This window comes from Pseudanabaena sp. lw0831 (assembly GCF_016584665.1).
Taxonomy (GTDB): Bacteria; Cyanobacteriota; Cyanobacteriia; order Pseudanabaenales; family Pseudanabaenaceae; genus Pseudanabaena.
Genome location: NZ_BBJB01000039.1, coordinates 1 through 24,747, shown reverse-complemented (window position 1 = coordinate 24,747; position 24,747 = coordinate 1). Strand labels below are relative to the sequence as shown.

The 24,747-nt window shown below is 43.1% G+C and carries 22 protein-coding genes and 3 pseudogenes; 10 read left to right on the top strand and 15 right to left on the bottom strand.

Features of this window, described 5'->3' with window-relative positions:
* Positions 1 to 3: 3 nt before the first annotated feature.
* From APA_RS25720 to APA_RS06910, 4 genes and pseudogenes are all read right to left on the bottom strand, one after another.
* Positions 4 to 961: pseudogene (locus tag APA_RS25720) on the bottom strand (IS1595 family transposase).
* 70 nt (positions 962 to 1,031) lie between these two features.
* Positions 1,032 to 2,081, bottom strand: coding sequence for a PAS domain S-box protein (locus tag APA_RS06915; protein ID WP_201321566.1), 1,050 nt, complete (start codon positions 2,079 to 2,081; stop codon positions 1,032 to 1,034).
* 30 nt (positions 2,082 to 2,111) lie between these two features.
* Positions 2,112 to 2,341, bottom strand: a pseudogene (locus tag APA_RS25715) (type II toxin-antitoxin system HicB family antitoxin).
* Between the two features lie 107 nt (positions 2,342 to 2,448).
* Positions 2,449 to 2,769 (bottom strand): DUF433 domain-containing protein, encoded by a 321-nt coding sequence (locus APA_RS06910; RefSeq protein ID WP_201321565.1) that lies wholly within the window; start codon positions 2,767 to 2,769, stop codon positions 2,449 to 2,451.
* A 186-nt stretch (positions 2,770 to 2,955) separates the two neighbouring features.
* On the opposite strand from APA_RS06910, the gene APA_RS06905 reads away from it, so the two are divergent.
* Together APA_RS06905 and APA_RS06900 are read left to right on the top strand one after the other, a co-directional pair.
* Positions 2,956 to 3,915, top strand: a complete 960-nt coding sequence (locus tag APA_RS06905; RefSeq protein ID WP_201321564.1) for a type IV pilin-like G/H family protein — start codon at positions 2,956 to 2,958, stop codon at positions 3,913 to 3,915.
* Positions 3,916 to 4,052: 137 nt separating this feature from the next.
* Positions 4,053 to 4,988 (top strand): NAD(P)-dependent oxidoreductase, encoded by a 936-nt coding sequence (locus APA_RS06900; RefSeq protein WP_201321563.1) that lies wholly within the window; start codon positions 4,053 to 4,055, stop codon positions 4,986 to 4,988.
* An 87-nt stretch (positions 4,989 to 5,075) separates the two neighbouring features.
* Here APA_RS06900 and APA_RS06895 read toward each other — a convergent pair whose 3' ends face one another.
* Entirely contained in the window at positions 5,076 to 7,193 is a 2,118-nt protein-coding gene (locus APA_RS06895; protein WP_201321562.1) for an NB-ARC domain-containing protein, read from the bottom strand.
* Between the two features lie 895 nt (positions 7,194 to 8,088).
* Here APA_RS06895 and APA_RS06890 point away from each other — a divergent pair.
* The 3 genes from APA_RS06890 to APA_RS06880 all read left to right on the top strand — a co-directional run bounded on the left by APA_RS06890 (position 8,089) and on the right by APA_RS06880 (position 9,799).
* Positions 8,089 to 8,493: a hypothetical protein gene (locus APA_RS06890; RefSeq protein WP_201321561.1), complete on the top strand. Its 405-nt coding sequence runs from the start codon at positions 8,089 to 8,091 to the stop codon at positions 8,491 to 8,493.
* A gap of 10 nt (positions 8,494 to 8,503) precedes the next feature.
* Entirely contained in the window at positions 8,504 to 8,887 is a 384-nt protein-coding gene (locus tag APA_RS06885; protein WP_201321560.1) for a hypothetical protein, read from the top strand.
* A gap of 261 nt (positions 8,888 to 9,148) precedes the next feature.
* A complete protein-coding gene (locus APA_RS06880) occupies positions 9,149 to 9,799 on the top strand; it encodes a glucosaminidase domain-containing protein (RefSeq protein ID WP_201321559.1) in 651 nt (216 codons plus the stop codon).
* A 60-nt stretch (positions 9,800 to 9,859) separates the two neighbouring features.
* Here the strand turns inward: APA_RS06880 and APA_RS06875 are convergent, their stop codons facing one another.
* Together APA_RS06875 and APA_RS06870 are read right to left on the bottom strand one after the other, a co-directional pair.
* Positions 9,860 to 10,336 (bottom strand): HXXEE domain-containing protein, encoded by a 477-nt coding sequence (locus APA_RS06875; protein WP_201321558.1) that lies wholly within the window; start codon positions 10,334 to 10,336, stop codon positions 9,860 to 9,862.
* A 150-nt stretch (positions 10,337 to 10,486) separates the two neighbouring features.
* On the bottom strand, positions 10,487 to 11,158 hold the full coding sequence (locus tag APA_RS06870; RefSeq protein ID WP_201321557.1) for an alpha/beta fold hydrolase: 672 nt from the start codon (positions 11,156 to 11,158) through the stop codon (positions 10,487 to 10,489).
* A gap of 94 nt (positions 11,159 to 11,252) precedes the next feature.
* On the opposite strand from APA_RS06870, the gene APA_RS06865 reads away from it, so the two are divergent.
* Positions 11,253 to 11,873, top strand: coding sequence for a bifunctional 2-polyprenyl-6-hydroxyphenol methylase/3-demethylubiquinol 3-O-methyltransferase UbiG (locus tag APA_RS06865; RefSeq protein WP_201321556.1), 621 nt, complete (start codon positions 11,253 to 11,255; stop codon positions 11,871 to 11,873).
* A gap of 36 nt (positions 11,874 to 11,909) precedes the next feature.
* Here APA_RS06865 and APA_RS06860 read toward each other — a convergent pair whose 3' ends face one another.
* Genes APA_RS06860 through APA_RS06850 form a run of 3 tightly spaced genes read right to left on the bottom strand, consistent with a single transcriptional unit; the run spans position 11,910 to position 15,465 of the window.
* Positions 11,910 to 13,232, bottom strand: coding sequence for a pentapeptide repeat-containing protein (locus APA_RS06860; protein ID WP_201321555.1), 1,323 nt, complete (start codon positions 13,230 to 13,232; stop codon positions 11,910 to 11,912).
* Positions 13,223 to 15,238, bottom strand: a complete 2,016-nt coding sequence (locus APA_RS06855) for an ATP-binding protein (protein ID WP_201321554.1) — start codon at positions 15,236 to 15,238, stop codon at positions 13,223 to 13,225. The genes APA_RS06860 and APA_RS06855 overlap by 10 nt, the downstream gene beginning before the upstream one ends.
* Complete coding sequence (locus APA_RS06850) at positions 15,235 to 15,465, bottom strand: hypothetical protein (RefSeq protein WP_201321568.1); 231 nt, start codon at positions 15,463 to 15,465, stop codon at positions 15,235 to 15,237. The genes APA_RS06855 and APA_RS06850 overlap by 4 nt, the downstream gene beginning before the upstream one ends.
* A 344-nt stretch (positions 15,466 to 15,809) precedes the next feature.
* On the opposite strand from APA_RS06850, the gene APA_RS06845 reads away from it, so the two are divergent.
* From APA_RS06845 to APA_RS25585, 3 genes are all read left to right on the top strand, one after another.
* Entirely contained in the window at positions 15,810 to 18,746 is a 2,937-nt protein-coding gene (locus APA_RS06845; RefSeq protein WP_201321553.1) for a hypothetical protein, read from the top strand.
* A gap of 129 nt (positions 18,747 to 18,875) precedes the next feature.
* Complete coding sequence (locus tag APA_RS06840; RefSeq protein ID WP_201321552.1) at positions 18,876 to 19,181, top strand: hypothetical protein; 306 nt, start codon at positions 18,876 to 18,878, stop codon at positions 19,179 to 19,181.
* Between the two features lie 8 nt (positions 19,182 to 19,189).
* Positions 19,190 to 19,315 carry a DUF6760 family protein gene (locus APA_RS25585; protein ID WP_307837208.1) on the top strand — a complete coding sequence of 42 codons (126 nt, stop codon included), beginning with the start codon at positions 19,190 to 19,192 and terminating at the stop codon, positions 19,313 to 19,315.
* Positions 19,316 to 19,351: 36 nt separating this feature from the next.
* On the opposite strand, the gene APA_RS06835 is transcribed toward APA_RS25585, so the two are convergent.
* The 5 genes from APA_RS06835 to crtE form a co-directional block, all read right to left on the bottom strand.
* Positions 19,352 to 19,810 (bottom strand): pentapeptide repeat-containing protein, encoded by a 459-nt coding sequence (locus APA_RS06835; RefSeq protein WP_201321551.1) that lies wholly within the window; start codon positions 19,808 to 19,810, stop codon positions 19,352 to 19,354.
* An 84-nt stretch (positions 19,811 to 19,894) separates the two neighbouring features.
* Positions 19,895 to 20,113, bottom strand: a complete 219-nt coding sequence (locus tag APA_RS06830) for a hypothetical protein (RefSeq protein ID WP_201321550.1) — start codon at positions 20,111 to 20,113, stop codon at positions 19,895 to 19,897.
* 95 nt (positions 20,114 to 20,208) lie between these two features.
* Positions 20,209 to 21,948, bottom strand: a complete 1,740-nt coding sequence (locus APA_RS25100) for a DUF4157 domain-containing protein (RefSeq protein WP_236579431.1) — start codon at positions 21,946 to 21,948, stop codon at positions 20,209 to 20,211.
* A 181-nt stretch (positions 21,949 to 22,129) separates the two neighbouring features.
* The gene (locus APA_RS06820; protein WP_142656398.1) at positions 22,130 to 22,570 is read right to left on the bottom strand and encodes a divergent PAP2 family protein; all 441 of its coding nucleotides are present in this window, start codon (positions 22,568 to 22,570) and stop codon (positions 22,130 to 22,132) included.
* A 57-nt stretch (positions 22,571 to 22,627) separates the two neighbouring features.
* Positions 22,628 to 23,539 carry a geranylgeranyl diphosphate synthase CrtE gene (gene crtE, locus APA_RS06815; RefSeq protein WP_201321549.1) on the bottom strand — a complete coding sequence of 304 codons (912 nt, stop codon included), beginning with the start codon at positions 23,537 to 23,539 and terminating at the stop codon, positions 22,628 to 22,630.
* Between the two features lie 247 nt (positions 23,540 to 23,786).
* Here crtE and APA_RS25710 point away from each other — a divergent pair.
* Positions 23,787 to 24,744: pseudogene (locus APA_RS25710) on the top strand (IS1595 family transposase).
* The last annotated feature ends 3 nt before the right edge of the window (positions 24,745 to 24,747 follow it).

Sequence of the window (24,747 nt, the reverse complement as noted above, 5' to 3'; positions counted from 1 at the left end):
GGCTCAATAGGCGATTCGGGGAGGTAAGGAAAGTAGGGAGTCCAGCAAAGTACTCAGCAAAGCTTTACCCCTCGTCTTAGCATTATGGACAAACTCAAAGAAGCTCAAATACAAAGGTAGCTTTTCTTGAGATATACCGCGATGAGGTCGTAGCCAAGAGCGCAAAAGCGACCAAAAGCCTTCCATCGTATTGACATGAACTTCACAAAAGCCATCATCATCTTCATCTCTGGCATATTCTCCCGCACCATGACAAACAGATTTGTGAGCATAGCCCCAATCTTGTAAAGGGTTGTAGATAGCATATTCGTCAGTGTAAACCATAGTACCAAGAGTAATCGTAGCTTTAATCAGAGGCTCAATAGTTCGTTGTTGCACGTTTTCTAACATGCGAATTACCACTTCACCACCGCGCTGAATCATGCCGAAGATGGGTGGTTTTTCTTTTTCAAGTGTGTCCCCCGCCCCCGAACCCCCTTGAGGCGATTACGCCTTCCTTTGCGCCCTTTTTTTTAACTTCTTCGGGTTTGCCTTTGTGTCCTGCTGTCACATATACCTCGTCACACTCGACTGAGCCAGATAAGTTTACTTCAGGCTTGCCTTGGTCAATACCTTCTCGCAATTGGGTGGTCATATCTTGCACCACATCCTTGTCTAGGTCTAGTTCTTGGGCAATTTGTCGATTCGAGAGATTTAATCCCATCAAATACAGACACAATATCCACATCCGTAGTGGTTGATGATGTCCTGCGAATATTGTGTCGGTTAGATCGTCAAAGTTGGCATTGCAAGTTTTACACTGGTAACGTTGGCGGGCAGGTTGCGTTTCATCTTTCCCACGCTTGATCACCTCTGAGCTTTTACATTTTGGACAGCATACTCCTCTTGTCCATCGCGTCTGACGCACTGTTTCGTAACATTTTTCATCATCGATTAGATGGGTTAAGTTCACACTCAGCATAGTGATCGCTTCTTTTGGTTTTCGCTACAATATTATCAATTTATTCCTTTCTTTCACCTCCCCGAAATACCTATTGAGCCTTTCTACCACTAATATCTCTAGCAATTTTAGATGCTCCAATCACTGCGCCATTTTCATCCTTAATTGGAGAAATTGTCAAAGCGACATCTAGTAGCGTCCCATCTTGATGCATACGCTGGGTTTCGTAGGTATCAACTCGTTCGCCTTGGTATATTTTTCGACAAATCACATCTTCTTCAAATTGCCGTTCCTGTGGGATTAACTCTGTAACATGTTTGCCGATTATCTCTTCAGCCGCGTAGCCAAACAGTCTCTCTGCGGCTTGATTCCAACTGGTAATAATCCCATCGAGAGTTTTGCTCATGATCGCATCTTGAGAAGATTCGACGATCACGGCTAGTTGTGCTAGTTGACTTTTATGTTGATCGAGTTCATTAACTTGCAGGTTGCACTCATCCATCCTTCCCAAAAGTTGCTGATTGACTTGCTCTAGCTCAACTGTTCGTTCTGCTACTTGAGTTTCTAGATTAGCCTTTGCTACTTGCAATTGCTCTAGCAACAATGCTTGGTGGACAGCAATACCCACATGGACAGCTATTTGCTGCAATCCTTCAATTTCTGCTGATTGCCACTGACGGGGTACGGTGCAATGATGCACAATTAACAAGCCCCAAAGCTGAGATTCGCACAACAGGGGAATAACTAAATTAGCTTTGATCTCAAAGTTGTTTAGAAAATCTGCATAGCAGGAGCTTAAGTTTGCAGTCGCAACATCGGAGATCGCCGCATATTTTCCCTCATGATAAGGTTCAAGCCAACAAGCCTCAAAACAAGTATCACGCACCACTCGATCTAACAATGACCACCGAGGCTCAGATACTGACTCAACTACTACCTGCCCGCTCCAATCTGGCGCAAACTGGTAAAGCAACACGCGATCGCTGTCCAGCAGTTGATGCCCTTCATCGGCAGTTGTTTGTAAAATTGTTGGCAAGTCTAGAGATTGCCGAATTCTTAAAGCGATTGTTGCGATCAAGTTGTCCCAATTAAATCGAGATTGTGGTGTGTCTGATAATCTACTTTGACTTAAATTTTCCATAGCCGTAGAGTGTGTTATAGCAATCCTAAATCATTTATGGAAGTAGTACAGGCTGCGACTCCGCTTATCCATCGTGGATTGATTAGAGTCTTTTCCATCCAAGCACTCATTAGCAACCGCCAACCAACCCGCGATCGCCTCTTGCAAATTTAAAATCACCTCTTCCCAAGCCTCACCCCGGTGATACAACCACGCAAAGCAGGTACTTCCGCCCAGTAACCACCCTCCTCCGCTGAATGAATTAACGCCCGTAGTTTCATATTTACTTTAACCCCGACAAGTATGCTGGCTTAACAATAGCATGGCTTTACAGAGAGACAAATCCATTAAAGAACTCAAGGAAAAAATTGGGTTAGGGTTGGGGCGATTAATTGATTCCGCCATACCGCTCCTTCAACCTTTGTTGCAAAAGAGAAGTCGTTTTAGCCTTCATTTCCATAGCAAAAGCCTCATCTTCAGCGATCTGTTGTCTAATTCCTCGAAAATGATCGTGATAATAAGCCAATGCAGAATAAACATCTGACAGCGTGATAGTTGGATATTGAGAGACTATTTCATCAGCAGACAAACCCATCCGTTCATGCCAAATCGCAATATCCTCAACCCTAATCCGATGCCCAGCAATCCTAGGTTTACCGCCGCAAACACCTTGAGTAACCTCAATATGATTTTTAATTACTGTTGTCATATTTATTGCACCCTCAACAAGTACGCAGACTTAAAAACAACACTATTTATTCAGATCTTACTAACCTTCATCATCCAACAATGCAAGCTTAGTAAACTCAGGATCTTTAGCAAAATCTTTTGCCATTTATGCCAGAAAACGTAAAATTATTTGGCAAGCACTGGTCTTTATATATACTAAGTACTTATGCAACATACTCCCCCTAAAAACACATCACATCGCTGGCTCAGCCAATTAACCATCGCCCTCGCGATCGCGATCGGTGTGAACACAGCACTACTAGCATCGTCCCGTAATGGTGTAGCGCATCTCGACAGCAATGCGATCGCCGCCGAGCCAATCGAATTACCCGCCGAAGCCAAACAACTCATAGGTAAATGGCAGCTAACAACATTAAACAGTGAGTCAGAGCCACTCACTTTCTTGTTTACACCCGAAGGTAAGCTTTATGTGATTAATTCCACACAAAAAATAGCCGTTAAAGCGGAATATCAAATTAATTCTGTAAATGGACAGATATTTCTGGATGTTTTTCAGGGTAGCTTTGGTTCCAGAACGACCTTCTCAATTAACTCAAGAGGCGAACTAATTCTTCAGCAACTCTTTATGCCTGGAGCAACGCAGAGAGCTTATGCTTCATTAGGTAATGTACCTGCGATTGTCGGCAACATCTTGATGCCGAATATACTTCTATTAACACGTATTTCCAATGACACAAAATTAGATGCAAATATCGAGTTTCCTGAAGCTGTTCCTTTAGTCTCTCTCGCATGGCAAAGTGAAGCCAAAGCCTATATTGGAGGCATGAATCGATCTCATCAAGCCTTCTTTTTAGAAAAAGAGTACTTTACTAACAAGCTGGATGAGCTAGGTCTAGGCATAAGATCTGTAACTGAAAACTACAAATATCAAATTATAGTTTTGGATAATAAAAAGGGCGTACAAAATATTGCCTTAGCCCAAAAAGACAACTTGAAATCTTATACTGGACTGGTTTATACCGCACTCGCTGCCGATTCTAAAGAATTGACGACTATTTCGCTTCTTTGTGAGAGTCAAAAGCCAACCCGCAAAATGCCCCCCAAGTTCAAATTGACTTCTAACCCAACTTGTCCTGAAGGATATGTTGATCTTACAAACAGGTAAGCAGCTAGGCATAATTAAAAAACCAGAACCAAAAGATATACCGCCCGCTGCGCGGGCGGTATATCTTTTGGGGTTTTATATTTAATTATGCCTAGCTGCTTAGAAGGAATTATTAAAATCCAAGAGTTATCAAGAGAATGCCGAAAAAAGTCTTTATTACAGGTGCGAGTGGTTGTGTTGGTCATTATTTGATCGAGGAGCTTTTAGCCAAAACTGATTACGACCTATATCTGCTAGTGCGCGATCGCCATAAATTACAAATTGACCTTAGCGATCGCCCTAACGTGCATGTTATCGAAGACTCAATGCAGAATATCGGTAATCACAAAGACTTGCTCCGCACGATGGAATTCGTCGTCAGTACCGCCGCCGCTTGGGGTGGAGAAGAGGCTTTTGTCGTTAACCGCGATAAAACCATTGAGCTATTTTCGATGCTCGACCCGCAGGTGTGCGAACGTGCCATCTATTTTTCCACAGCCAGTATTCTAGATTCTCATAATCAGATTATTCCTAAAGCAGGACAAATTGGTACACCATACATTGCTTCAAAACATGCCTGTCTTGAAGCTGTGGAAAGTTCAGCTATTCGCGATCGCCTAATTACTGTTTTCCCCACCCTCGTTTTTGGTGGTGCTGCTGACAAGCCTTATTCCCATCTTTCTAAGGGACTCAAAGATATTCTGAAATATGTCCCTTATGCGAGGTTTTTAAAAGCTGAAGGCAGCTTCCATTTTGTCCATGCGATCGATATTGCCCAAGTGGTTACGCATCTTCTTACTTCTCCTTCAGTTCCACAGTCTCCTGCGCGTCTAGTCTTAGGAATGCAGAAATTAACTGCTGAGGATTTAATCGCTCAATTCTGTGAATATTTGAATTTAAAAGTTGGCTGGCAATTTGCACTAAATCCATTCCTGATCGATACCGTCATCAAATTATTCCGCATTGAAGTCGCCGCTTGGGATCGCTTTTGCATTGCCCAGCGACATTTCACCTATGACATCGTCTCTCCAGAAACCTTCGGCTTGATGTCAAAATATCCCCGCCTAGCAAATTTGCTGGAAGAGATTAAATAAATAAAGAAAGCTTCCCTTTGGGAAGCTTTCTTTATTTATTTAACCATTTAAGAATCGAAGAAAGCAAGTTCATAAATGGTTTCTTATTTAACCAAGCTTTTTAGAACGATTGGCTCTTAACTCTTGCTTGTTTTTTCTCGCCTGAGCGCGGCGATCGCTTGGTGTTGGCAAACCTGCGGGCGGCTCGACAATATTCACCTCATTGATAAAGACCAATCTTGCATCAACGGGTTGATTGAGCGTATCTGTAATTTTCACCGCTTCAAAATCAGCATCGATCGCGGCAAATTCGGTCTCGTTCAACCAAGCATGATACTTCTTACGGAATTTAGGCTGTTGCTTCAGTTCCTGTTGCAACTGTTCGAGAGAACCTTCTGTCCATTGATAATAAAGATTTTTACTGCGGATTTGGGTTTTCGATTCGGAAGTTTGTTGAGCAAGAGGGTTATTTGCCCAAGGAATACGATGATCCCATGTGGCAAGTCCACCCGCGCGATCGCTTTCCAGTAGTCTCTCTAAAATTTGTAGGTCAGAATGCTCAGTTACCCGCTCAGGGAAACGACAAAAGCTTTTAGTGAGGTCAGTTTGAGAAGCACGCAGGAGATTCATGATATTGCCTTGGGCATAGCCGATCGCCGTTTGCCGATCTCGTAAAGTCTCAAGCAAGCTATGCAATTCGCGCTGCAAAGTATCGACAGTGCCATAGTAGGCCAAGAGTCGATTGGTAAGTGGTTGCAAAATATGACGAATCTGGGTTTCGCGAATGTAGTCTTCGGCGCGATGTTGGACGAGAGCATAACTCATCAAGAATTCGGGACTACGCTCGATTGCCGCATGGTAAGCCATATCGACCAAGCGATCGGTCATATATTCCATAACTACAGGCTGCTGCGTGAAGCTGTTGGTATTCTTCTCAATCAGCGATCGCCAGCGCAAAGAAATCACCGATTCCAGAATTTGCGATTTGGAAATCATTGGCACGATATCTTGGCGCAGATTGTCGGTGGTAATTGGTTCACGCTCGATCGCTAGCCAATACATCACCTGTTGCTCGCGTTCTGAAAGGCGACCATACTGTTGATCGAGAAGGTAACGAATATCGCCGAACACATTTGCATCTTGATCGAGAAATTCTTGAATGTCACCATCGAACATGCTGTTGATCGAACGCGATACTACTGTCAGCGCGAGGGGATTGCCACAATAGAAGTCGATCAATTTCCGAGTTGCCGAAGCGCTCGCCAATTCTGGCTGAAACATTTGTCGCGCTTCTTCTTTTAAGCCAGCCAATTGCAAAGAACGCACCATGCGATCGCTGCTATCGGGAGGCAACACATCATGGGGTTTTTCGCGGCTAGTCAGAATTAAGCAGCTTTGATGACGGACTTCCCCAACTTGGCGGAATAGCTCGCCATAGCCTTCATAGCCTTCGCTATACTGCCCCGTAATTTCGCCACTGCGAAGAATTGACTCTACATTGTCCAACACAATCAAGCAGCGTGATTGCTTCAGAGCAGGAATGAATAATCCCAAGAGACTGTTTAGATCTTGAGGCAAAGTCGCGATCACTTGATTTGTCAAAAAGCTGACCAATTCCGCAAGCATCGTTTCAACAGTTGGCGCATTGCGAAGTGATTTCCAAGCGATCAGCGTAAATTCTGATTGCACCTGTTCCGCAAGCTTGGTGGCAAAGGCAGTTTTACCAATACCGCCCATACCGAATACTCCCAAAAGACGGCAGCGATCGCTGATTACCCAATCATTGACCGTAGCAAGTTCTTGGGTGCGACCATAAAAAATTGATGTATCGATCGCATTTCCCCAATCACAGCGCTTGGCATTCACATCAATAGCAATCGGTTCAGCATTGTGAGGATTGACTAGACTCAAAGGATTGTGAGGATTGTGAGCGATCGGCTCCTGTTGGTTAGCCTGAGCCAGAAAATTCTTAGATTGAGTCCGCAACACGACTTGTAGATTGTGCTTTGTAACCCTTTCAGCAAAAGCATCTGACAAGATTTTCCACAGACGATAACCAACATCACGAATATACGAAGAATCATATCCGCAAGCCTCAGCAATCTCAGAATAAGTCTTGCCATCCCATGTTTGGCGAAATACTTGCTCCTGAATGTTGCTTAAGCGCTTGTTTTGTAAAGCCGCATCAACAATTGCGATCGCGTCTTCAATAGTCATCGTCGTCATGCTCGTAACTCCTCTCAATTAATGTCTCAGTGAATGTCTCGGTATCGGATTAGTAATGGCGAAAGCAGGGCTGAACTTTAGAATTTAAATTTCAGAACTCAAACAAACAATCTAAATAACGATCGCTTGTTTGAAATTGTCTTATTGCCTGACGTTATCTAGTAATTAAATTAATCACCTATATGTGATGACTAATTAAAGCAATTACAGATGAATCAATAAACATATTCTTGTTTTTTCACGCTAGATAAATAACATATTTTTTTGTGTTTGCAATAGATTTATCTAACTTTTTGCCAGATCCTGATTTAGTCTGACATTGGTCTAGATATGTACCAATTTTTTCTTGTCTTTTCTGATGTATCAAGATAGATAATGCTTTATAGACATTAGACAAGCGTCAAGTGCAGCTAATCTAACCATAAATTATTGTTTTTGCAAACAAAATATTTAATTATCTTGTTTTGACTTTCTACAAAATACTAGCGACCTAAGTAAGAATCTTTTAAACGAGAAATATTTTGAATTAATGCAATTGCAATTTATAAATTAGTAAATCAATAGTGAACTATTTTTACGTTATTTAAATGCAAAATTTTAGTCATATTCTTAATCAGTATTTTTTGATTTTATTCATGTATTTACTGACAAAAAATACTATTTTTTCTGGTGTGCAAATTGAGATTTGGATTGTATGCTAATTGCGAACAAAGGTTATCTAGTTGATTTATTCACCTTCAAAACCTTTGCGACACTCGTTAAACTCACTTACCCTCACATAAAGAAATATTTAACTCTTGTATCACTGGTAAGTACATATAGCAATAGGAAATTCTTGTTTTCCGACAAAAAACGACTTTTCCTCATATAACCTCACAAGTAGAGGCATTGAAACATGAGCGCACCCCATCATTTGCCCCAACGTCACCTTAATTTAATGAGTCATCCTCGCCAAACTTCACAATTTGGCGTTCGACCCAGTATTGCCGATCGCTTTTCGCAGTTACTATCCGAGATCGAGTCATTTTTATTGGCTTGCACCTATGAGGAGATGTGTAGCTTTTGGAATGCGATCGCCAATCTTCGCCAATACTTACAAAAAGACACTAATTCTTCAGAAGTGCCGCAATTTCTCAATGGCAGAAGGAAACAGCGAGATTTTTGCCGCATTTTAGAGGTGTTAGCAGACTTGCCATATCCTCAGTTGCACTTATCTACTCACTTAGCTGCACGCACAGGCGATCTCCGCCAGCCGCAGCAAACCAGTTTTGTTTATCCTCACTTAGTAATACAGCGATAAGGGAGGATATATGCAAAGTGATGCTTTCCCCACGCCGCCGATCTATGCACATCAGTTTCAGCCTCGGTTGGTACAACATGAATTCGAGACGCAGCAAGATAGCGATAGCGATCTGAGCTATTTACTAGATGAGATTGAGCTACTGATGACAGACTGCTCGCTGGAAGAATCTCGATCCTTCTGGTCAGCTGCTGATCGGATCAAGATCAAACATCGCGTCATTGAATCAATGCAAAAGATTGAAAGCTTGTTTCTTGACTTAGCTAAAGCCTCAACGCAAGACCCAGAGCTAATTTCTGTTGTTTCTGAAAACCTTCGCTACACAAGCAATTCACAAGTCCGTCATCAAGCTCAGCTTGATATACCAAACTTTCTCAAGCAACGGGCTTGTTAAGTTCTTCAAATATTTAGGCGCTATCCAAATTAAATCACTTACAACAAAGGTTAAAGTCATGAAGTTTTTACTGTCTATTCTTTCTGCTTCCGCTTTGCTAACTCCATTTGCTGGTAGTGCATCTGCATACTCTCAAGACCCTCGTAGTTGCAGTGACCCTCGTACCCAATATCCGTCAAATCCCCCTTGTCAAAAACAGCAGAATTTACTTAACGTTTATTACAACAGGGTCAACTATTAGTCAAACAGAGCAAAACAGTTATGAGAAGGAAGCAGTTTCTTCAATTTGGGGCTGGGGCGATCGCGCTGTTCTCATTGGATCGCCTCGGTAAAAATGCTGTTCAAGCTCAAGATTTTGCTGATTTTGCCAAAACATCTAGTCGTGAAAAATTATGTTCGCGCGTCCTCACTGGAAGAATCGATCGAATCATGGGCGATGGTGCTACTTCTGAAGTCCAACTCTTACGCCTCTTACGCCTAAATAAAGCACCTTTAAATCTCTACGGTGACTTACCCGCGATCTATCGTGAAGAAGCGGCGATCGAGGGCGTTAACTATGACATCGCTTTTTGTCAGATGTGTTTAGAAACAGGGTTTCTCCAATTTGATGGGGATGTTCAACCCGAACAAAATAATTTTGGTGGTATTGGCGCGATCGGTAATGGAGCTAGGGGTGATAGCTTTAGCGATCGGCGCATTGGTATAAGAGCACAGATCCAACATCTCAAGGCATACGCGACTGCCAAGCCTTTAGTACAGCCACTAGTTGACCCAAGATTTAGTTTAATTAAGCGTGGTACTGCGCCTTTGGTGGGGCAGCTTGCGGGGCGATGGGCTGAGGATACCAACTACGACAAAAAAATTATGGCAATTCTCCGTCGGCTCTACGAGTTGTCTGGGTTTTTTGCCTAAAACCCAAAAAGGGTGAGGCGGCGCTTTGCGCCGCCTCACCCTTTTTGGGTTTTAGAACAACTAACAATCTTCTTGTGGTGTTTTGACAACCATCCAAAGTAACCACAAGGAAATCGCTAAGCCGATCTCACTACTAATCAGAAGCTCATGCAAGGCAAGAATATGCTCATTATAAATCAGGGCATAACTCCAAATGCTGAGGGGGAATAACAATAACAGTCCTGTCAAACTGCCAGGTCGGAGTTTTTGATTTTTCCAGCTTAATCCCAGATGATCTAATAAGGGATGGGTCACGCCAACTGCGGGTAAAATACCACCCACGATCGCCCATTTCCAGTCAGCCAAAGCAGCAACAATGGAAGCGATAAAAATAGGTAAATTATCCCAAAAAAGAACAGGATTAAAGACAACTGATCGCCAGTCGGATTTGGCTTTTTGATATTCAGGAATCCATGCTTCGGAGATCGTATGGATGATGATTGCGATCGCTAACAACAGAATTGAGATATCAAAGTTGAAATGCTGAGCATTAAGCATTTGTTGACTCCTCCACAACAAAGAATTAATAGTTCATTACCTAGCATACCGATATTTGAATTACTCCATTTTTTTTGTGGCAACCTGATTTATTATTCGCTAAGACCCAAAAGAGAGTGCGGCGCTTCGCGCCGCACTCTCTTTTAGGTCTTAGCGTGTGGCTTCTCTGATTACTTCTAAAACCTCTTGAGGATGCGAAATCATTGGGAAGTGGTTTGATGCTACAGCAACCGTCGTTGCCCCCATCCGCTGAGCCAAATCACGCTGCAAATCAGGCGGTACAGCTTTGTCATCATTTGCCACAATATACCAGCTTGGCTTATCTTTCCAAGCTGGGTTACCTGCTTTTGCTGCTGGTAATGATGTACAAGGAGGGGTTTGCGTCGTATGGATTAATGCCTTTCTTTCTGCCGAAAGGTCATGAGCCAAAATCTGTTCGACACCTTCTTGAGAAATCCACACAAAACCATTTTGTTCTTGAAAATGCGGGGAAGGGGTTCCATATTTACTCATTAAATCCATCATAGATTCATCAATATCAGGAGCAAGCGCAGCAATATACACCAAGCCAGAGATTCGTTGGTCATTGCCGACTTCGGTAATCACAAAACCTCCCCATGAATGACCAACCAAAATACAGTTCCCCTCGAAGCGATCCATAGCACGTCTCGTCGCAGCAACATCATCCGCGAGTGATGTTAATGGATTTTGAACTGCAAGAACTTCGTAGCCTTCCGCCAACAGTGTCGGAATAATTTCACTATAGCAAGACGCATCAGCCCAAAAGCCATGAACCAATATAATGTTTTTAACTTTGCTCATACTCCCTTCCCAGTGAATAATTAGTAGTGCGAATCTGCCAAAAGTTATAGGGTAGGGTGGACATTGCCCACCCTACTAAAGATTAATTTACAGCATGGAAAAACACGAACAGATCACGATCGCAGAATATCAACTTACCGCCGAGTCATATCGTGTCGGCACATGGGATCATGATGTATCTCAAAATCGTGAAGCTCTAATCGCAGCTATGCCTAGAGTGCCAGGTAAGATTTTGGATCTGGGTTGTGGACCTGGACGAGATCTAGTTGCATTTCAGGCTATGGGGCACGAAGTAACGGGACTAGATGCCACTCCCTCATTTGTGGAAATGGCAAAACAGGTGGCTGGTTGTCCTGTATGGGAGCAGAGTTTTTTAAGCCTAGATTTACCCAGTAATAACTTTGATGGGATCTTTGCCAATGCTTCATTAATCCATGTACCCAGAGCCGATATGTTACGGGTGCTAAAGCATTTGCATAATGCTTTATGCGATCGCGGAGTCTTAGTGATGTCGATGGTGCGAGGCAATCAGGAAGGCTTTTCCGAAAGACCTACGGGTTATCGCTATGTGAGTGGCTGGGAATATGAAACCCTAGCACCAAAACTTTTAGAAGCCCAATTTCAAATTCTGAGGCATTATTATCGCCCCACTGGAGTTGCGATCAAAAACCAATCGTGGCTAGTGATCGTTGCCAAAAAAGTGATCACCGAATAAGTAAATGTCGGCGCTTCACGCCGACATTTACTTATTTTATTTACATTTACCAATAGTTCCATCGGTCAATGTTGCACCGCAAAAATTTGTACCTTGCAAAACTGCACCCCTCAGATTTGCACCCGTGAGATTTGCGCCAGACAGATTTGCGCGTTGTAAATTTGCCCCAACAAAATCTGCACCTCGTAGGTCAGACTGACTCAGATCTGCGTCAACTAGTCTCGCACCACGTAGGCGGGCTAAGCGCAGATTTGCTCCTGACAAATCAAACTTAGTAAGATTCCGCTCTTCACCACCACGATTGACGATCTCCCAGACTGTACGCCACTTGCGATCGAGAATTGTCTCTTCATTGATGATGCTTTCTCGCAAATTAGCAAGGCGAAGATTCGCTCCTTCGAGATTCGCATCTGACAATTGCGCTCCCGCAAAATCGGCTTCAGTAAGATTCGCTTTGGTCAGGTCGGCATAGCGCAAATTAGCCGCATTAAAATTGACACGCACAAGATTACTCCGTCGCAGATTCGTGATGAATAGATAGGCTTCTGTGAAGTTCGCGTCCTCTAAGTTTGCGCCTGCGAGATTGGCTTTCTCAAAATTCCCACCCGACAAATCCGCCGCCACTAGAGTTTGTCCTTCCACGCGCTGATTGACAATTTTCCAGACCAGAAACCACTTTGGATCAAAAAATGTATCGCTATCAATTTTGCTCGATCGCAGATCCGTATGAAATAAATTCGCTCCCGCAAAGGTAGTTCCCTCTAAGCTTGCTCCTTCTAGATTCGCTCTTGTCAGATTCACTTCGCTAAAATTGGCTCTACGAAGATTTGCTCGTTTTAGACGCGAATTGGAGAGGTCGGCTTTTTCGAGATCGGCTAGGGATAGATTGGCACTTTCGAGATTAGCACCATCGATTTTTGCACCGATTAGTTTCGCGAACTGTAAATCAGCATTTTTTAAAGAAGCTTGATTAAGAATTGCGCGTTCAAGGTTGGCATATTTGAGATTGGCTCGAAATAGATTTGCGCCTTCGAGTTTCGCTTCCAACAAATTCGCCTTCAAAAAATCAGCGCCTGATAACAAAGCAAAGCGCAGATCTGCCCCCAACATATTCGATCGCATAAACTTTGCGCCATCTAACTTAGCCCCGCGCATATCGGCTTTACGAAGATCGGCATCCTGAATATTTGCATTGATCAAGTCGGCTCCCGCGAGTCTGGCATCGGGCAGGTCACACTCTGAACATTCTTTGGTTTTGATCAGTTGATCGACATGGCTTTGATTGGCGGCAATTACGGATGTTGCTGTAGTTATGGCGATGAGCGTAGAAATAGCGATCGCAGTTTTGCCTATACCCATCCTTTTGTCTCCGCATCCATCATTGGTTTTTCGAGTTTAATATACTCAATTTTTGCAGCTTGCAAGATATGTTTCATCTGCACAGGCTCATTGTGATCTGCTGCAATAAAAGCTGAATTAAGGGCAATATTGCGAATATTACCACCCGCAACACTGAGTTTACCAAGTTTTATGTAGTCTAGCTCAAGAGTTGGGGTGAGAGTCGGGAAAGCTCTCCGCCAGATTTCCGCACGTTGCTCTGCGTCGGGGAAAGGAAACTGAATCACGAAACGTAACCTTCTTAAAAATGCTTGATCGAGAGAATTTTTGAGATTAGTAGTTAGTACTGCTAGTCCTCGATAAGCCTCCATTCTTTGTAACAAATAGCTAACTCCGACATTGGCATGGCGATCGTGGCTGTCCTTAACTTCGGTACGCTTCCCAAAGAGAGCATCAGCTTCATCAAAGAGCAAAATCACGCCGCCACCTTCCGCAGCATCAAAAATACGTTTGAGGTTTTTCTCGGTTTCGCCAATATATTTATCAATTACGGAACTTAGATCAATTCGATAGACATCAAGCTGTAACTCATTTCCCAATACTTCCGCCGCCATCGTTTTACCCGTGCCACTTGAGCCTGCAAACAGAGCGCTAATCCCTAATCCTCGACGACTTCTACCTGCAAATCCCCATTTTTCATAGACAGTTAAGCGTTGGCGTACATGGGCGGCAATATCATGCAGCACAAATTTTTCTTTAGATGGCAAAATCAGATCTTCCCAAGTTGCCGTTGTCTCTACGCTTTGGGCAAGTTCATCAAGGCGCGGACGAGATTGAGCGCGACAGGCTTCCCAAAGCGATTGATGGAAGGTGTGATTTAATTCTGGGTTGTGTGTGCTTTTGGCTTTAAGAGAAGCATTGTAGATATGCGTAGGGGAGAGATTGAAATAAGAAACAAGTTCATGAATGGAGCCATTAAGAGAGTCTTTGATCTCACTATCAAGATCGCTAAGAGATTCTTTCCATAATGTCTGTTGTTCATCGACAGAAGGCGATCGCACATCAAAAGTGAGAATCGTTCGCTGATGCTGGCGGCGGCGAGTTTGACTACTAATGATCATCGGACATTGGAGAATCTCGATCAGATAGCCGATCGCCATATCTTGAGGTTGATTGGGAGCTTCATCGCGATCGCAGTCTAGCAATAGCGCAATATCATTCAATGAATATTCGCGATCGCATAGCTGGGCAATTAGCTGGAGATTGCTTAAATCATGGGGTAGAAGGTTAGCAGGTATTTTATACAGAGTTAATTCGAGATTACTACAGACATCAGACGCGATCGCCATTTTGCTAGCAACATCTTCACCGCATAGTTGCAAAACAGGTAAATGCTTTAATTGATTGTCATTGGAAGCACTTGACCAAGTAGCGATCGCTTGGTTGACAACTTGTTGATGGGAATCTATCTGGACAGAATTGGCAATTATAGGTTCTAAAAGCATGAGTAGGCGTTGATCGAGATGCTGATCTCCCATTAGATAATGTAAAATCCTTTCATCGACTCGCAGTGGACTAGCCGTAAGCGCATTCCCCGCGCCAATTTCCACTAAATGCCATCGACGTAACTTTGAAGCTGGTGAGAAGGCTGACCAGTCGGAATGATCTAGCACTGACATCGCTAGACTAAAGGTGGCATATGTTTGCTTGGGATCGTTTGCAATTTCCGCACAAAGATCTCCCCAGCTTGGGTTCAATTCTAGACCTACGCATAACAGCAAAATATCTCTTTCAAATTCAGACAGACTAAAGCTTTTGCATAGTTTGGTGAGAAAGCCATCAACTTGCTGTTTCTGTGGAGTAGATTCAACTTGCTCTTCAAAAGGCTCACCTTTTTTTACCGCAATTTTTTTCTCTAGAACAAAGCGAATCCTAGCGATCGCCGCAAATAGATCGTCTTGACTGCGCTTTAGCCAAGCGTCAGTAATGATCGAAGTATCTGTCAAAGTGTTTAACGATACAGTCATGCTTCTTCGGTTACTGTTTTGATTAATTGCTCCAGATAGGTTTCTGCTTCGTTAACAGGGAGTAAGATTGCTTCTCCGTTTCTCAAGATCTCATATTTCCCCCCGTGAAATCCATGTCCAGCGATTAGGCCCATTGATACAGCGAGGTTGCCTGTTTCTGTGAGTTTGTTGACACTCATTGTCTCAATTTCCAGATTCAGGCGTTGACTAAGTTCATCTTCATTCATGGTTATCACTGTTTTTTGACATCACATCTTAAGACAAATTATGGCTTTATTGAATTGTAAATTGCTGTATCATCTTATGAAACCAATTTTGAGGTTTTGATGCAAGTCAGCCGTTGGCGAGCTTTAATCAATAGAGTTTTTATTATTATAATTATGACTTACGCAAAAGAACGAAATGTAGGTGTAATTCATGAATTGCCACTACGATGAAATGTGGGTTTTAAGCCATATTTGCGTAAGTCCTAATAATTACTGACAATTTATAACTACTTAAACTTTCGCAATCCATTGGGCTGTATTCTTAATTATAACCTTTGTCCTATTCATAAAAAATCCTGCAAAATATGAGGAGTGAACCAACCATATTTGCCTCAAATGCCGCTAACAGCAATACCGAGACAGATGCAGGAATAAATATGGTGGATATCTTGACCCTATCCACGCGGCAGCAGCAAATTATTAATTGGATTATGCGCCAACAGCAGTCTACGTTGGAGGTAATCGCTGTATATATTGAGGCTGAGCTAGAAGAGACAAGTGCTGAGATTGCAGATTTAATCAGACAAGGATTTATTGAAGCTCGACAAGAGCAAGGGGTGACATATTACGAGATTGACTTTCGTCGTCAACAAAGTGCCGAAACTTTAGACTCGATGTCTTCGACATCAGTGTCACTGCGACCGTTATCGATCATCCTCAATCCTTCGGGGACAGTCTCAACCTCTACGGGCGAGAGTTTTGAGTTATGCGTCACAGTTACCAATCAGGGCGATCGCAGTGCAGTGATCAGTGTAGCGCTCGACAAAGACTCTAGCTCGATTTATCCTTGGTGCGCTTTTCCGTCAGAAAGCTTGGCTTTGAGTGTCGGGCAAAGCTGCGAAGTTGTATTCCTAATCCAAGTACCACCAACTACCCCCCCTGATGAATACAACTACACCTTAATTATTGATGCGCCCAAGCATTATCCAGAACATACGCCGATTCAATATAAAGGTCGCGTAATTGTTCTTCCTGCGATTCAAGAGGTGGTCAGAGTCAATGATCCCACCTTTGTTACATTACCGCGCACCTCTTCTGACAATCCGCATCCAATGCGATTGGGTGAAATTTGGCAAGTTCTCGTATCTGTTTCCAATCGCTCCGATCGAGTCGATCGCTTTCGGGTCAATGTCCCCGACCTAGATCCTAAATGGATTTCGATTTACTACCCCGAAGGCTTGGCCCTAGCTGGCATTGTCGAAGCCGCCGACGGTTTGCCGCTTAATCCTGATACCCAAGGACATATTACCGTAATTTTCAAGCCGCCCATGGATGTGTGGGCAGGGATTTATGCGCCGACTATTCGCATCCATTCGGAGAACAATCCAGAGCTATCATTATTAGATATTGCCTATTTTGAGATTCTTCCCACCTATCAACTCGATATTCAACTAGTGACATCGCGGACAAGGGTTGTCCGTGAGCCTTCCCTGTATGAAATGCGCTTTAAAAGTAATGGCAATATTGCCCGTGAGCTAATCCTCAGAGCGAGTAGTCCTGAACAAGATGGATTGTTAATCTATACCTTGTCCATGGAAGAAATTAAAATAGCTCCTTATGGAACGGCAAGGGTCAATATCGAAATTGAACCGACGAAAAAATGTAAGCCAAGGTTTTTAAGCGATCGCTACTTAAATTTCATTGTCGAAGTTGAAGATAAACAGGGAGCGCTACTACCTAACGATCGCTTCACAAGCAATTTATTATTACCAGCACGTCCTTGGTGGCAGTTCGTTTTACTGATCATTGGTATTTTGGGGGTAGTTGGGACAATTGTGTTTTTGATTTGGTGGTTCTTCTTTAGACCACCCGATGTGCCACAGGTGGTTGAGTTTTCTTCTGAATCATCTACCTATCGAGAAGCTGCAAATGAAGCAATTAACTTACGCTGGCGAGTTACTTATCCAGAGTTATTAAGTGAAATCAGGGTGGAGGGACTGTCAGCCGACGAGAAAGCGATCAGTCAACCTGTGGTTTATAACTTTAGCAAGGGAATTCCGCCCGAACTCAAGGAATATTGTGTAATTGATCGCGACTTGTTTTGCCAAAATGTACCTACCGATGCACGTAAGCCCAGCCAGTATATTTTTCAGATGAATCTCTCATCGAAGAATCCTAAAACTAGAAACATTCCATTAGCAAAAACCACGAAAATTTTAGTGGAGCCGATTCCCCAAGCTGAGATTTTGGAGTTAGCATCGACTAAGCCTCTTTATACTGAGTCTAAGCCAGTTTTGCCGACGACTTCATCTGCTCCCATTGCTCAAGCTAGACCTTCAGAAAATGCCCCTGCTCCTGAGACAAGTAATTCTCGTAATTCTGCTGCTCCGCCATCTTCTAGCGTGGCTAATGTTGCTTCAGCAGCCAACTTTACCGAGCCAAGTTCGATCTCGATCATCTTGGAAAAGCAGGTATTTTTCACAGCAATTGGGATTGCCAAAGGCGGGATCAAACCAAGAATAATCAAGCCTAAGCCCGATCTTGATAACGAAGTAAGACTAAACTGGACTATATCCAACTCTAGTCAGGTTAAGGAATTAACCCTCGTAGGGCGATCGCCTGAAGGAGAAGTCAAGAGTCCGCCTTTACGGTTTTTGGTCACTGAAGGTTTACCGCGATCGCTGCGCCCTTACTGCACGATTTCTAACGATCAGATGATTTGCAAAAATGTCCCTACCGAGGCTAAGGCTTCAAGTAGCTATATTTTTGAGTTAGCGATCGTTCCTAGAAAGCCCCCAATCGATCCCAAGGCAGTTCCCGTCGCTAAAAAAACTGAAGTCACTAAAATTGCGCCTTTCCCTGCCAAAATTCTTGAACTAAAGGTAAATGGACAAGATGCTTTACCGCAATATTCTTTCAATCTCAATCCCGATATTCCCACAATCCTCACTCTATCTTGGAAAGTCGAGGCTTCGGCTTCGGCAAAAATCGAACTACTCCCTGCCCCAGGGAATATTGCTGCTGTTGGGCAATTAGCTTTGCCTTTAAGTCCGAAGTCCGCAGAAGTAACCTATATCCTGAAAGTGACGAACCCCGATGGACAAATAATTATGCGATCTTTCATTGTCCAAACGATCGCGCCGCCACCTGCGCCCAAATCGGAACAGACTCCGCCGATCGCGTTACCACCTGAACTGCAAGTTCCTGAAATTGACTCACCGTTAATTTCTCCTAACACTGGGATAAATCAGCGATCGGGCGGCACACTCACCCCCTCTGAGGTTCCACCAAGCCAAAAATAAAGAAGCGATTTTTAGTAGCGCGGCGAAGCCGCAATACTAAAAATTGGTTCTTTATTTCTCCCCTTGCAAAGGAAAAAATTAGTAAGGTGGGCAATGCCCACCCTACCTACCTAATCTATTTAACTAAACATGCTAGAAGAATTTGATTTTAAATTGCCCAAAGGATTAATCGATGCTAATGGAGAATTACAGGCTCAGGGAAAGATGAGACTGTTGACCGCCAAAGATGAACTGATCGTGCAGGACTTGTCCAGCCGCGATCGCAATATAGATATCGTATTTCTATTGCTGGCTCAGGCGATCGCCAAATTAGGTAACTTACATCAAGTTACCGCGCAACAACTAGAGCAGTTATTTTTGCCAGACTTTGTCTATTTCCAAAATCTATTTAGCCAACTGCAACCGCAAAACGTGACTACATCGGGGGAATTATAGGCTACCCCTTGGAGAGGTTGTATGAAGAGGTAGCCTTCATTGCTTTTTACTTCCATTGGTCAAGGGAAGATATTTTTAACCTCACCCATGCCGAACGCTTACGTTGGGTCAATGAGATCATGCGATTGCGCTAGTAAATGGTGTCGCGGCTTCACCGCGACACCAAAAGTTTAATCGCCAGATAATCGACAATCGCGATTATTGAGCTTGCCGTCGGACATGATCGTGCGACAAAAAATACTTTTTTGAGAATTAGAGTCTTTTAATAAAGCCGCGTTAAACTTTGCCCCTCTCAAATCCGCGCCTCGAAAATCAACATTTTCTAAGTCAGCATTCGTAAAGTTTGCCCAGCGTAAATTTGCATCCTGAAAATTTGCATCTTTTAAGTAAGCACCGATCAGATTTGCGCCAATCAAATTGGCTTTTTGTAAATTAGCAGCCCGCATTTTTGCCAAGCTCAGATTAGCACCATTAAGCTTTGCCTCAGAAAGATTGGCATTGCTTAGCTCACATTCTGGACAAGCTTTAGTTTCTAATAATTGCCCAACAGGATCTGCGATCGCGGTTTGGACTAACGACAAATATATGGGTAATGCGATCGCGCCAGATAAAAAGTAATAGCGTAACATCGGCAATCCTAAATGAATTGTTAGTAATAAGACTGACTATTCAGCGATCATTTTAACTCAACCTACTAGATCGGCGATCGCACTTTATTTTTCGTTTTGTAGTTCCATCACAAGCTGACTAAATTCCTGCTCGGAAACCTGATCTACATCGCCTTCTCCCATCAGAACAGTCGTTAAATAATCCATTTCTCTTTGGAATTCTCCTGTTTCCCAATTATATGCTAATACATCCATTCCGCCTGCGTCTGGCTTGATTAATTTAACGGGTCTTCTTCCAACAATAAAATACATAGGCAAATCCATTTTGTTTCCTCTACTCTATTTTGATTTTATAAAAATTAGATTCAGTAAGGGTATAGAGAATTAAGCTGTAGCCTTAATTCTCTATACCTTCTATGCTATGTTGAAGGAGCTTCATCAGCACTCTGCGACTTTTCCAAAGCAGCATCATAATGAATTCTTGACTCTTGGAGAAGTTGATCGACCTTAGCTGTTTCCTCTGGATCTAAGGCTTTTCCTGCCTCTTTCGCCGCACGTTCAATTGAGCGCACCTCCTCGTAAAGCTTATGCCCAACTCCATTTTTGACATCCATTATTTGCTGTAAATGCAATTGAAGTTCGGCAATATGACCGTTAGAGAGTTTGACATTCAATAAGATGTCTCGATATCCTGCAGGAGTTGGCTTGGCAAATCGATCTTTTTCCCGAACAAGAGTAAGCATTTCCTTGGATTTACCTAGCCCTAGCATCAAATCGCGATAGCTATTGTAAATGATTGAAGCTCGGCATATATCGACAAGTCGAGAATGATCTCCACCATATTCGCCTTCACTCTTTGCCACTGCTGTGTTTTGGTCTTTTAATTTGGGTATTTTTGCAGCGCCATTTGTAATAGAAGCAATATTAGAGACTATCGGATCGAACTCTACTTTAGCAACTGCTGCATCTTCGTAGAGTTTAAACATAAATTTTTTGCCTACACCTTGATGTAGTTCATCGACTTTACTTGCAGGTTCTTCTGCGGGTTTACTAGTCGCTTCATCACCATCTCTTTGGATATCGGCTTTTGTTTTTACAGTAGCTTGTACTTGTGGAGTGGTCGTCGTGGGTTTCTTTTGAACCATGTTACCATTCTGCTGCACCACATGAGTCAGCTCATGGGCAATTAACTCCTGACCACCTCGACTACTTGGTTCATAAGCCCCCTGCCGAAAGAATAGATCCTGTCCTGTAGTAAAAGCTTTGGCTTGAATTGATTTGTTTAATTGGTCAGATTGCGAATCTGTATGTACCTTTACGCCACTAAAGTCTGCTCCCATCGCTTGTTCCATCGACTGTTGCAGATTTGCATCTAGTGACTGTCCACTACCCCGCGCACTTTGAATTGATGATTCTAAATCAGTTGATGCTTCACCTCCTCCAATGTTTTCACTCCTTTGAACTAAAGGTTTCATTTGCAATTCTTCATCTTCTTCTAACTCTTGCCGCTGAATTGGCTGATTTTGTGAAGTAATTGATGCATTAGTTGATGAATTAGCTGACGAATTAATCTGTTGAACTACCCTAGCCGCAGTAGCATCCGCCTCTTGTTCATACTTGTCATTTGGCTCGCCAATGGCAAGTTTTGCTTGGATCGCCATTCTCTCAGCAGCGATCGCCTTCAATCGATTTCCAGACTTTCTTTGCACTGGTACTGGTTCGGGATTCATTCTCTCAGCAGCGATCGCCTTCAATCGATTTCCAAACTTCCGTTGAATTGGTGGAGGTTCAGGATTCATTGTGAACTCTTTTCCCTCTTCTTGTTCTCCTTCATTTTTTTCTTCTTCTACAGATTCTTGTTTTTGAATTGGTTGTTTTTGTAAGGCTATATTAGTTGAAGGTTTTGATTGGATCGCCATGCTCTCAACAGCGATCGCTTTCAAGCGATTTCCAGACTTTCTTTGGACTGGTGTTGTTGCTTCTGAGCTTGGAGTATTAATTATTTTTTCTAAGAAATTTTCTGTATATCCAGACTTTCGTGAAATCGCCTCATCTTTTTCTTCTGACTCCAATGGAGCGAATGGTCTAGGTTGCAGATTTAGAGATGTAGGATTTACTAAAGATGATGCTTTTGTTGATCTGTCGTTAGTTTGTCCCATATCTAGATAGCTCCTAATATTTCCTGATATTTCTTGAAAATTTAAGCAGAAGTTAACCTAATTTTATTCTCTCATAACTACTTTCAAATAGTAATAAATATAGTTAAGTTGTTCTTTATTAGCGATCATAAACTAAAAAGGTGAGAGGCGGCGCAAAGCGCCGCCTCTCACCTTGCTGATGCTATAGAAACCACCACATAAGCAAGATACCTAAGATTGATCCAGCAACAACTTGGACTGGCGTATGACCTAATAACTCTTTGAGAGGATCATGTTCTTCTTCAAACACTTCCACCATGATTTGATTGAGAACCTTGGCTTGCTTACCTGCGGCGCGACGGATGCCTGCGGCATCGTACATGACGATAAATGCGAAGACTGTAGCGATCGCAAATTGAGGTGTGTCCCATCCTTGAGTTCGACCAATACCTGTAGCTAGTGCCGAGACTAAAGCTGAATGAGAGCTAGGCATTCCTCCTGTTTCAAACATTATTTTGAATCTGAGTTGTCGGAATTGAGCTAACTCGATAAATAGTTTGAGTATTTGGGCAGTCAGGCTAGAACATAGAGCAATTAGCAGAACTTGGTTATCGAGGATTTCGCCAACAGGATGGAGGTTCATATCAATTGCAAAAATTAGGGGAAAGAAAGAGGTCAAAGAATATTGTGAGATTTAGGTTTAATTTTTTCGGGCAGTGATGTAATCGGCAAGAGCCATTAGAGGTAAGGCTGCATCACCATAACTGATCAGTTGAGCCTTAGCTTGTTCTACCAGTTCCTGTGCTTTTTGCTGTGAGGCTTCGATCCCCCATAAGCTAGGATAAGTAACTTTTTGGGCGGCGAGGTCTTTGCCTGCGGTTTTGCCAAGTTGCTCAGAAGTCGCGGTAATGTCAAGGATGTCATCAATGATTTGAAAAGCTAAACCAATATTATTAGCATAGATGGATAGACGCTTAATGTCGGTATCATTTGCACCTGCTAGTAAGGCTCCACAGATGACACATGACTCTAGCAAGGCGGCTGTTTTGTGGATATGAATGAAGGTGAGCGTTTCAGCCGTCACATCTGGCTTGCCTTCACATTCTAGATCGACAACTTGACCACCGACTAAACCTGTTGCGGCGACAGCATGACCAAGATGTGCGATCGCTTTCAAAATGCGCCCCGCAGGTACGCCCTTTGTCTGGTCAGCAATAAATTCAAAGGCATAGGCAAGTAAGGCATCTCCCGCCAAAATCGCAATGTCATCCCCATAAACCTTGTGATTAGTAAGTTTGCCGCGCCGATAATCATCATTGTCCATTGCTGGTAGATCGTCATGGATCAATGACATGGTATGCACCATCTCCATCGCGCAGGCGGTGGGCATTGCCGAGGTGCGATCGCCGCCTAATAACTCACAAGCAGCAAGGCATAAGATTGGACGTAACCGTTTGCCACCAGCCATCAGCGAGTAGCGCATGGATTCATAAATTTTTTCGGGATAAGTAACTGCGATCGAAGCATCAAGGGCTGCCTCAACCTCTGGTTTGAGATCGCGTAAATACTTATCTAAATTGAATGCGACTGTTTCGGACAATGTTTGGGGCATGGCTGGCTTCAATGGTTTCAACAATAACTAATTGCTAGAGTGGGGCAAAAACTCCAGACTTTATTAAGGAAGATATCCAGAATGTATATTATGCAACGACTTGCGATCGCAACCCTAAGATTTTGCAGATTTCAACACCTACGGTGTTGAAATCTACAAAATCTTTTGGCTCAATAGGTATTTCGGGGAGGTGAAAGAAAGGAATAAATTGATAATATTGTAGCGAAAACCAAAAGAAGCGATCACTATGCTGAGTGTGAACTTAACCCATCTAATCGATGATGAAAAATGTTACGAAACAGTGCGTCAGACGCGATGGACAAGAGGAGTATGCTGTCCAAAATGTAAAAGCTCAGAGGTGATCAAGCGTGGGAAAGATGAAACGCAACCTGCCCGCCAACGTTACCAGTGTAAAACTTGCAATGCCAACTTTGACGATCTAACCGACACAATATTCGCAGGACATCATCAACCACTACGGATGTGGATATTGTGTCTGTATTTGATGGGATTAAATCTCTCGAATCGACAAATTGCCCAAGAACTAGACCTAGACAAGGATGTGGTGCAAGATATGACCACCCAATTGCGAGAAGGTATTGACCAAGGCAAGCCTGAAGTAAACTTATCTGGCTCAGTCGAGTGTGACGAGGTATATGTGACAGCAGGACACAAAGGCAAACCCGAAGAAGTTAAAAAAAAGGGCGCAAAGGAAGGCGTAATCGCCTCAAGGGGGTTCGGGGGCGGGGGACACACTTGAAAAAGAAAAACCACCCATCTTCGGCATGATTCAGCGCGGTGGTGAAGTGGTAATTCGCATGTTAGAAAACGTGCAACAACGAACTATTGAGCCTCTGATTAAAGCTACGATTACTCTTGGTACTATGGTTTACACTGACGAATATGCTATCTACAACCCTTTACAAGATTGGGGCTATGCTCACAAATCTGTTTGTCATGGTGCGGGAGAATATGCCAGAGATGAAGATGATGATGGCTTTTGTGAAGTTCATGTCAATACGATGGAAGGCTTTTGGTCGCTTTTGCGCTCTTGGCTACGACCTCATCGCGGTATATCTCAAGAAAAGCTACCTTTGTATTTGAGCTTCTTTGAGTTTGTCCATAATGCTAAGACGAGGGGTAAAGCTTTGCTGAGTACTTTGCTGGACTCCCTACTTTCCTTACCTCCCCGAATCGCCTATTGAGCC

Coding starts and splice junctions, on each gene's coding strand:
- APA_RS06855 (WP_201321554.1), bottom strand. CDS start 15,238: ATGACTGTATCGTTAAACACTTTGACAGATACTTCGATCATTACTGAC.
- APA_RS06835 (WP_201321551.1), bottom strand. CDS start 19,810: ATGTTACGCTATTACTTTTTATCTGGCGCGATCGCATTACCCATATAT.
- APA_RS06895 (WP_201321562.1), bottom strand. CDS start 7,193: ATGACGACGATGACTATTGAAGACGCGATCGCAATTGTTGATGCGGCT.
- APA_RS06890 (WP_201321561.1), top strand. CDS start 8,089: ATGAGCGCACCCCATCATTTGCCCCAACGTCACCTTAATTTAATGAGT.
- APA_RS06860 (WP_201321555.1), bottom strand. CDS start 13,232: ATGGGTATAGGCAAAACTGCGATCGCTATTTCTACGCTCATCGCCATA.
- APA_RS06880 (WP_201321559.1), top strand. CDS start 9,149: ATGAGAAGGAAGCAGTTTCTTCAATTTGGGGCTGGGGCGATCGCGCTG.
- APA_RS06830 (WP_201321550.1), bottom strand. CDS start 20,113: ATGGATTTGCCTATGTATTTTATTGTTGGAAGAAGACCCGTTAAATTA.
- APA_RS06905 (WP_201321564.1), top strand. CDS start 2,956: ATGCAACATACTCCCCCTAAAAACACATCACATCGCTGGCTCAGCCAA.
- crtE (WP_201321549.1), bottom strand. CDS start 23,539: ATGCCCCAAACATTGTCCGAAACAGTCGCATTCAATTTAGATAAGTAT.
- APA_RS06820 (WP_142656398.1), bottom strand. CDS start 22,570: ATGAACCTCCATCCTGTTGGCGAAATCCTCGATAACCAAGTTCTGCTA.
- APA_RS06840 (WP_201321552.1), top strand. CDS start 18,876: ATGCTAGAAGAATTTGATTTTAAATTGCCCAAAGGATTAATCGATGCT.
- APA_RS06850 (WP_201321568.1), bottom strand. CDS start 15,465: ATGAATGAAGATGAACTTAGTCAACGCCTGAATCTGGAAATTGAGACA.
- APA_RS06885 (WP_201321560.1), top strand. CDS start 8,504: ATGCAAAGTGATGCTTTCCCCACGCCGCCGATCTATGCACATCAGTTT.
- APA_RS06870 (WP_201321557.1), bottom strand. CDS start 11,158: ATGAGCAAAGTTAAAAACATTATATTGGTTCATGGCTTTTGGGCTGAT.
- APA_RS06915 (WP_201321566.1), bottom strand. CDS start 2,081: ATGGAAAATTTAAGTCAAAGTAGATTATCAGACACACCACAATCTCGA.
- APA_RS06910 (WP_201321565.1), bottom strand. CDS start 2,769: ATGACAACAGTAATTAAAAATCATATTGAGGTTACTCAAGGTGTTTGC.
- APA_RS06900 (WP_201321563.1), top strand. CDS start 4,053: ATGCCGAAAAAAGTCTTTATTACAGGTGCGAGTGGTTGTGTTGGTCAT.
- APA_RS25100 (WP_236579431.1), bottom strand. CDS start 21,948: ATGGGACAAACTAACGACAGATCAACAAAAGCATCATCTTTAGTAAAT.
- APA_RS06865 (WP_201321556.1), top strand. CDS start 11,253: ATGGAAAAACACGAACAGATCACGATCGCAGAATATCAACTTACCGCC.
- APA_RS06875 (WP_201321558.1), bottom strand. CDS start 10,336: ATGCTTAATGCTCAGCATTTCAACTTTGATATCTCAATTCTGTTGTTA.
- APA_RS06845 (WP_201321553.1), top strand. CDS start 15,810: ATGAGGAGTGAACCAACCATATTTGCCTCAAATGCCGCTAACAGCAAT.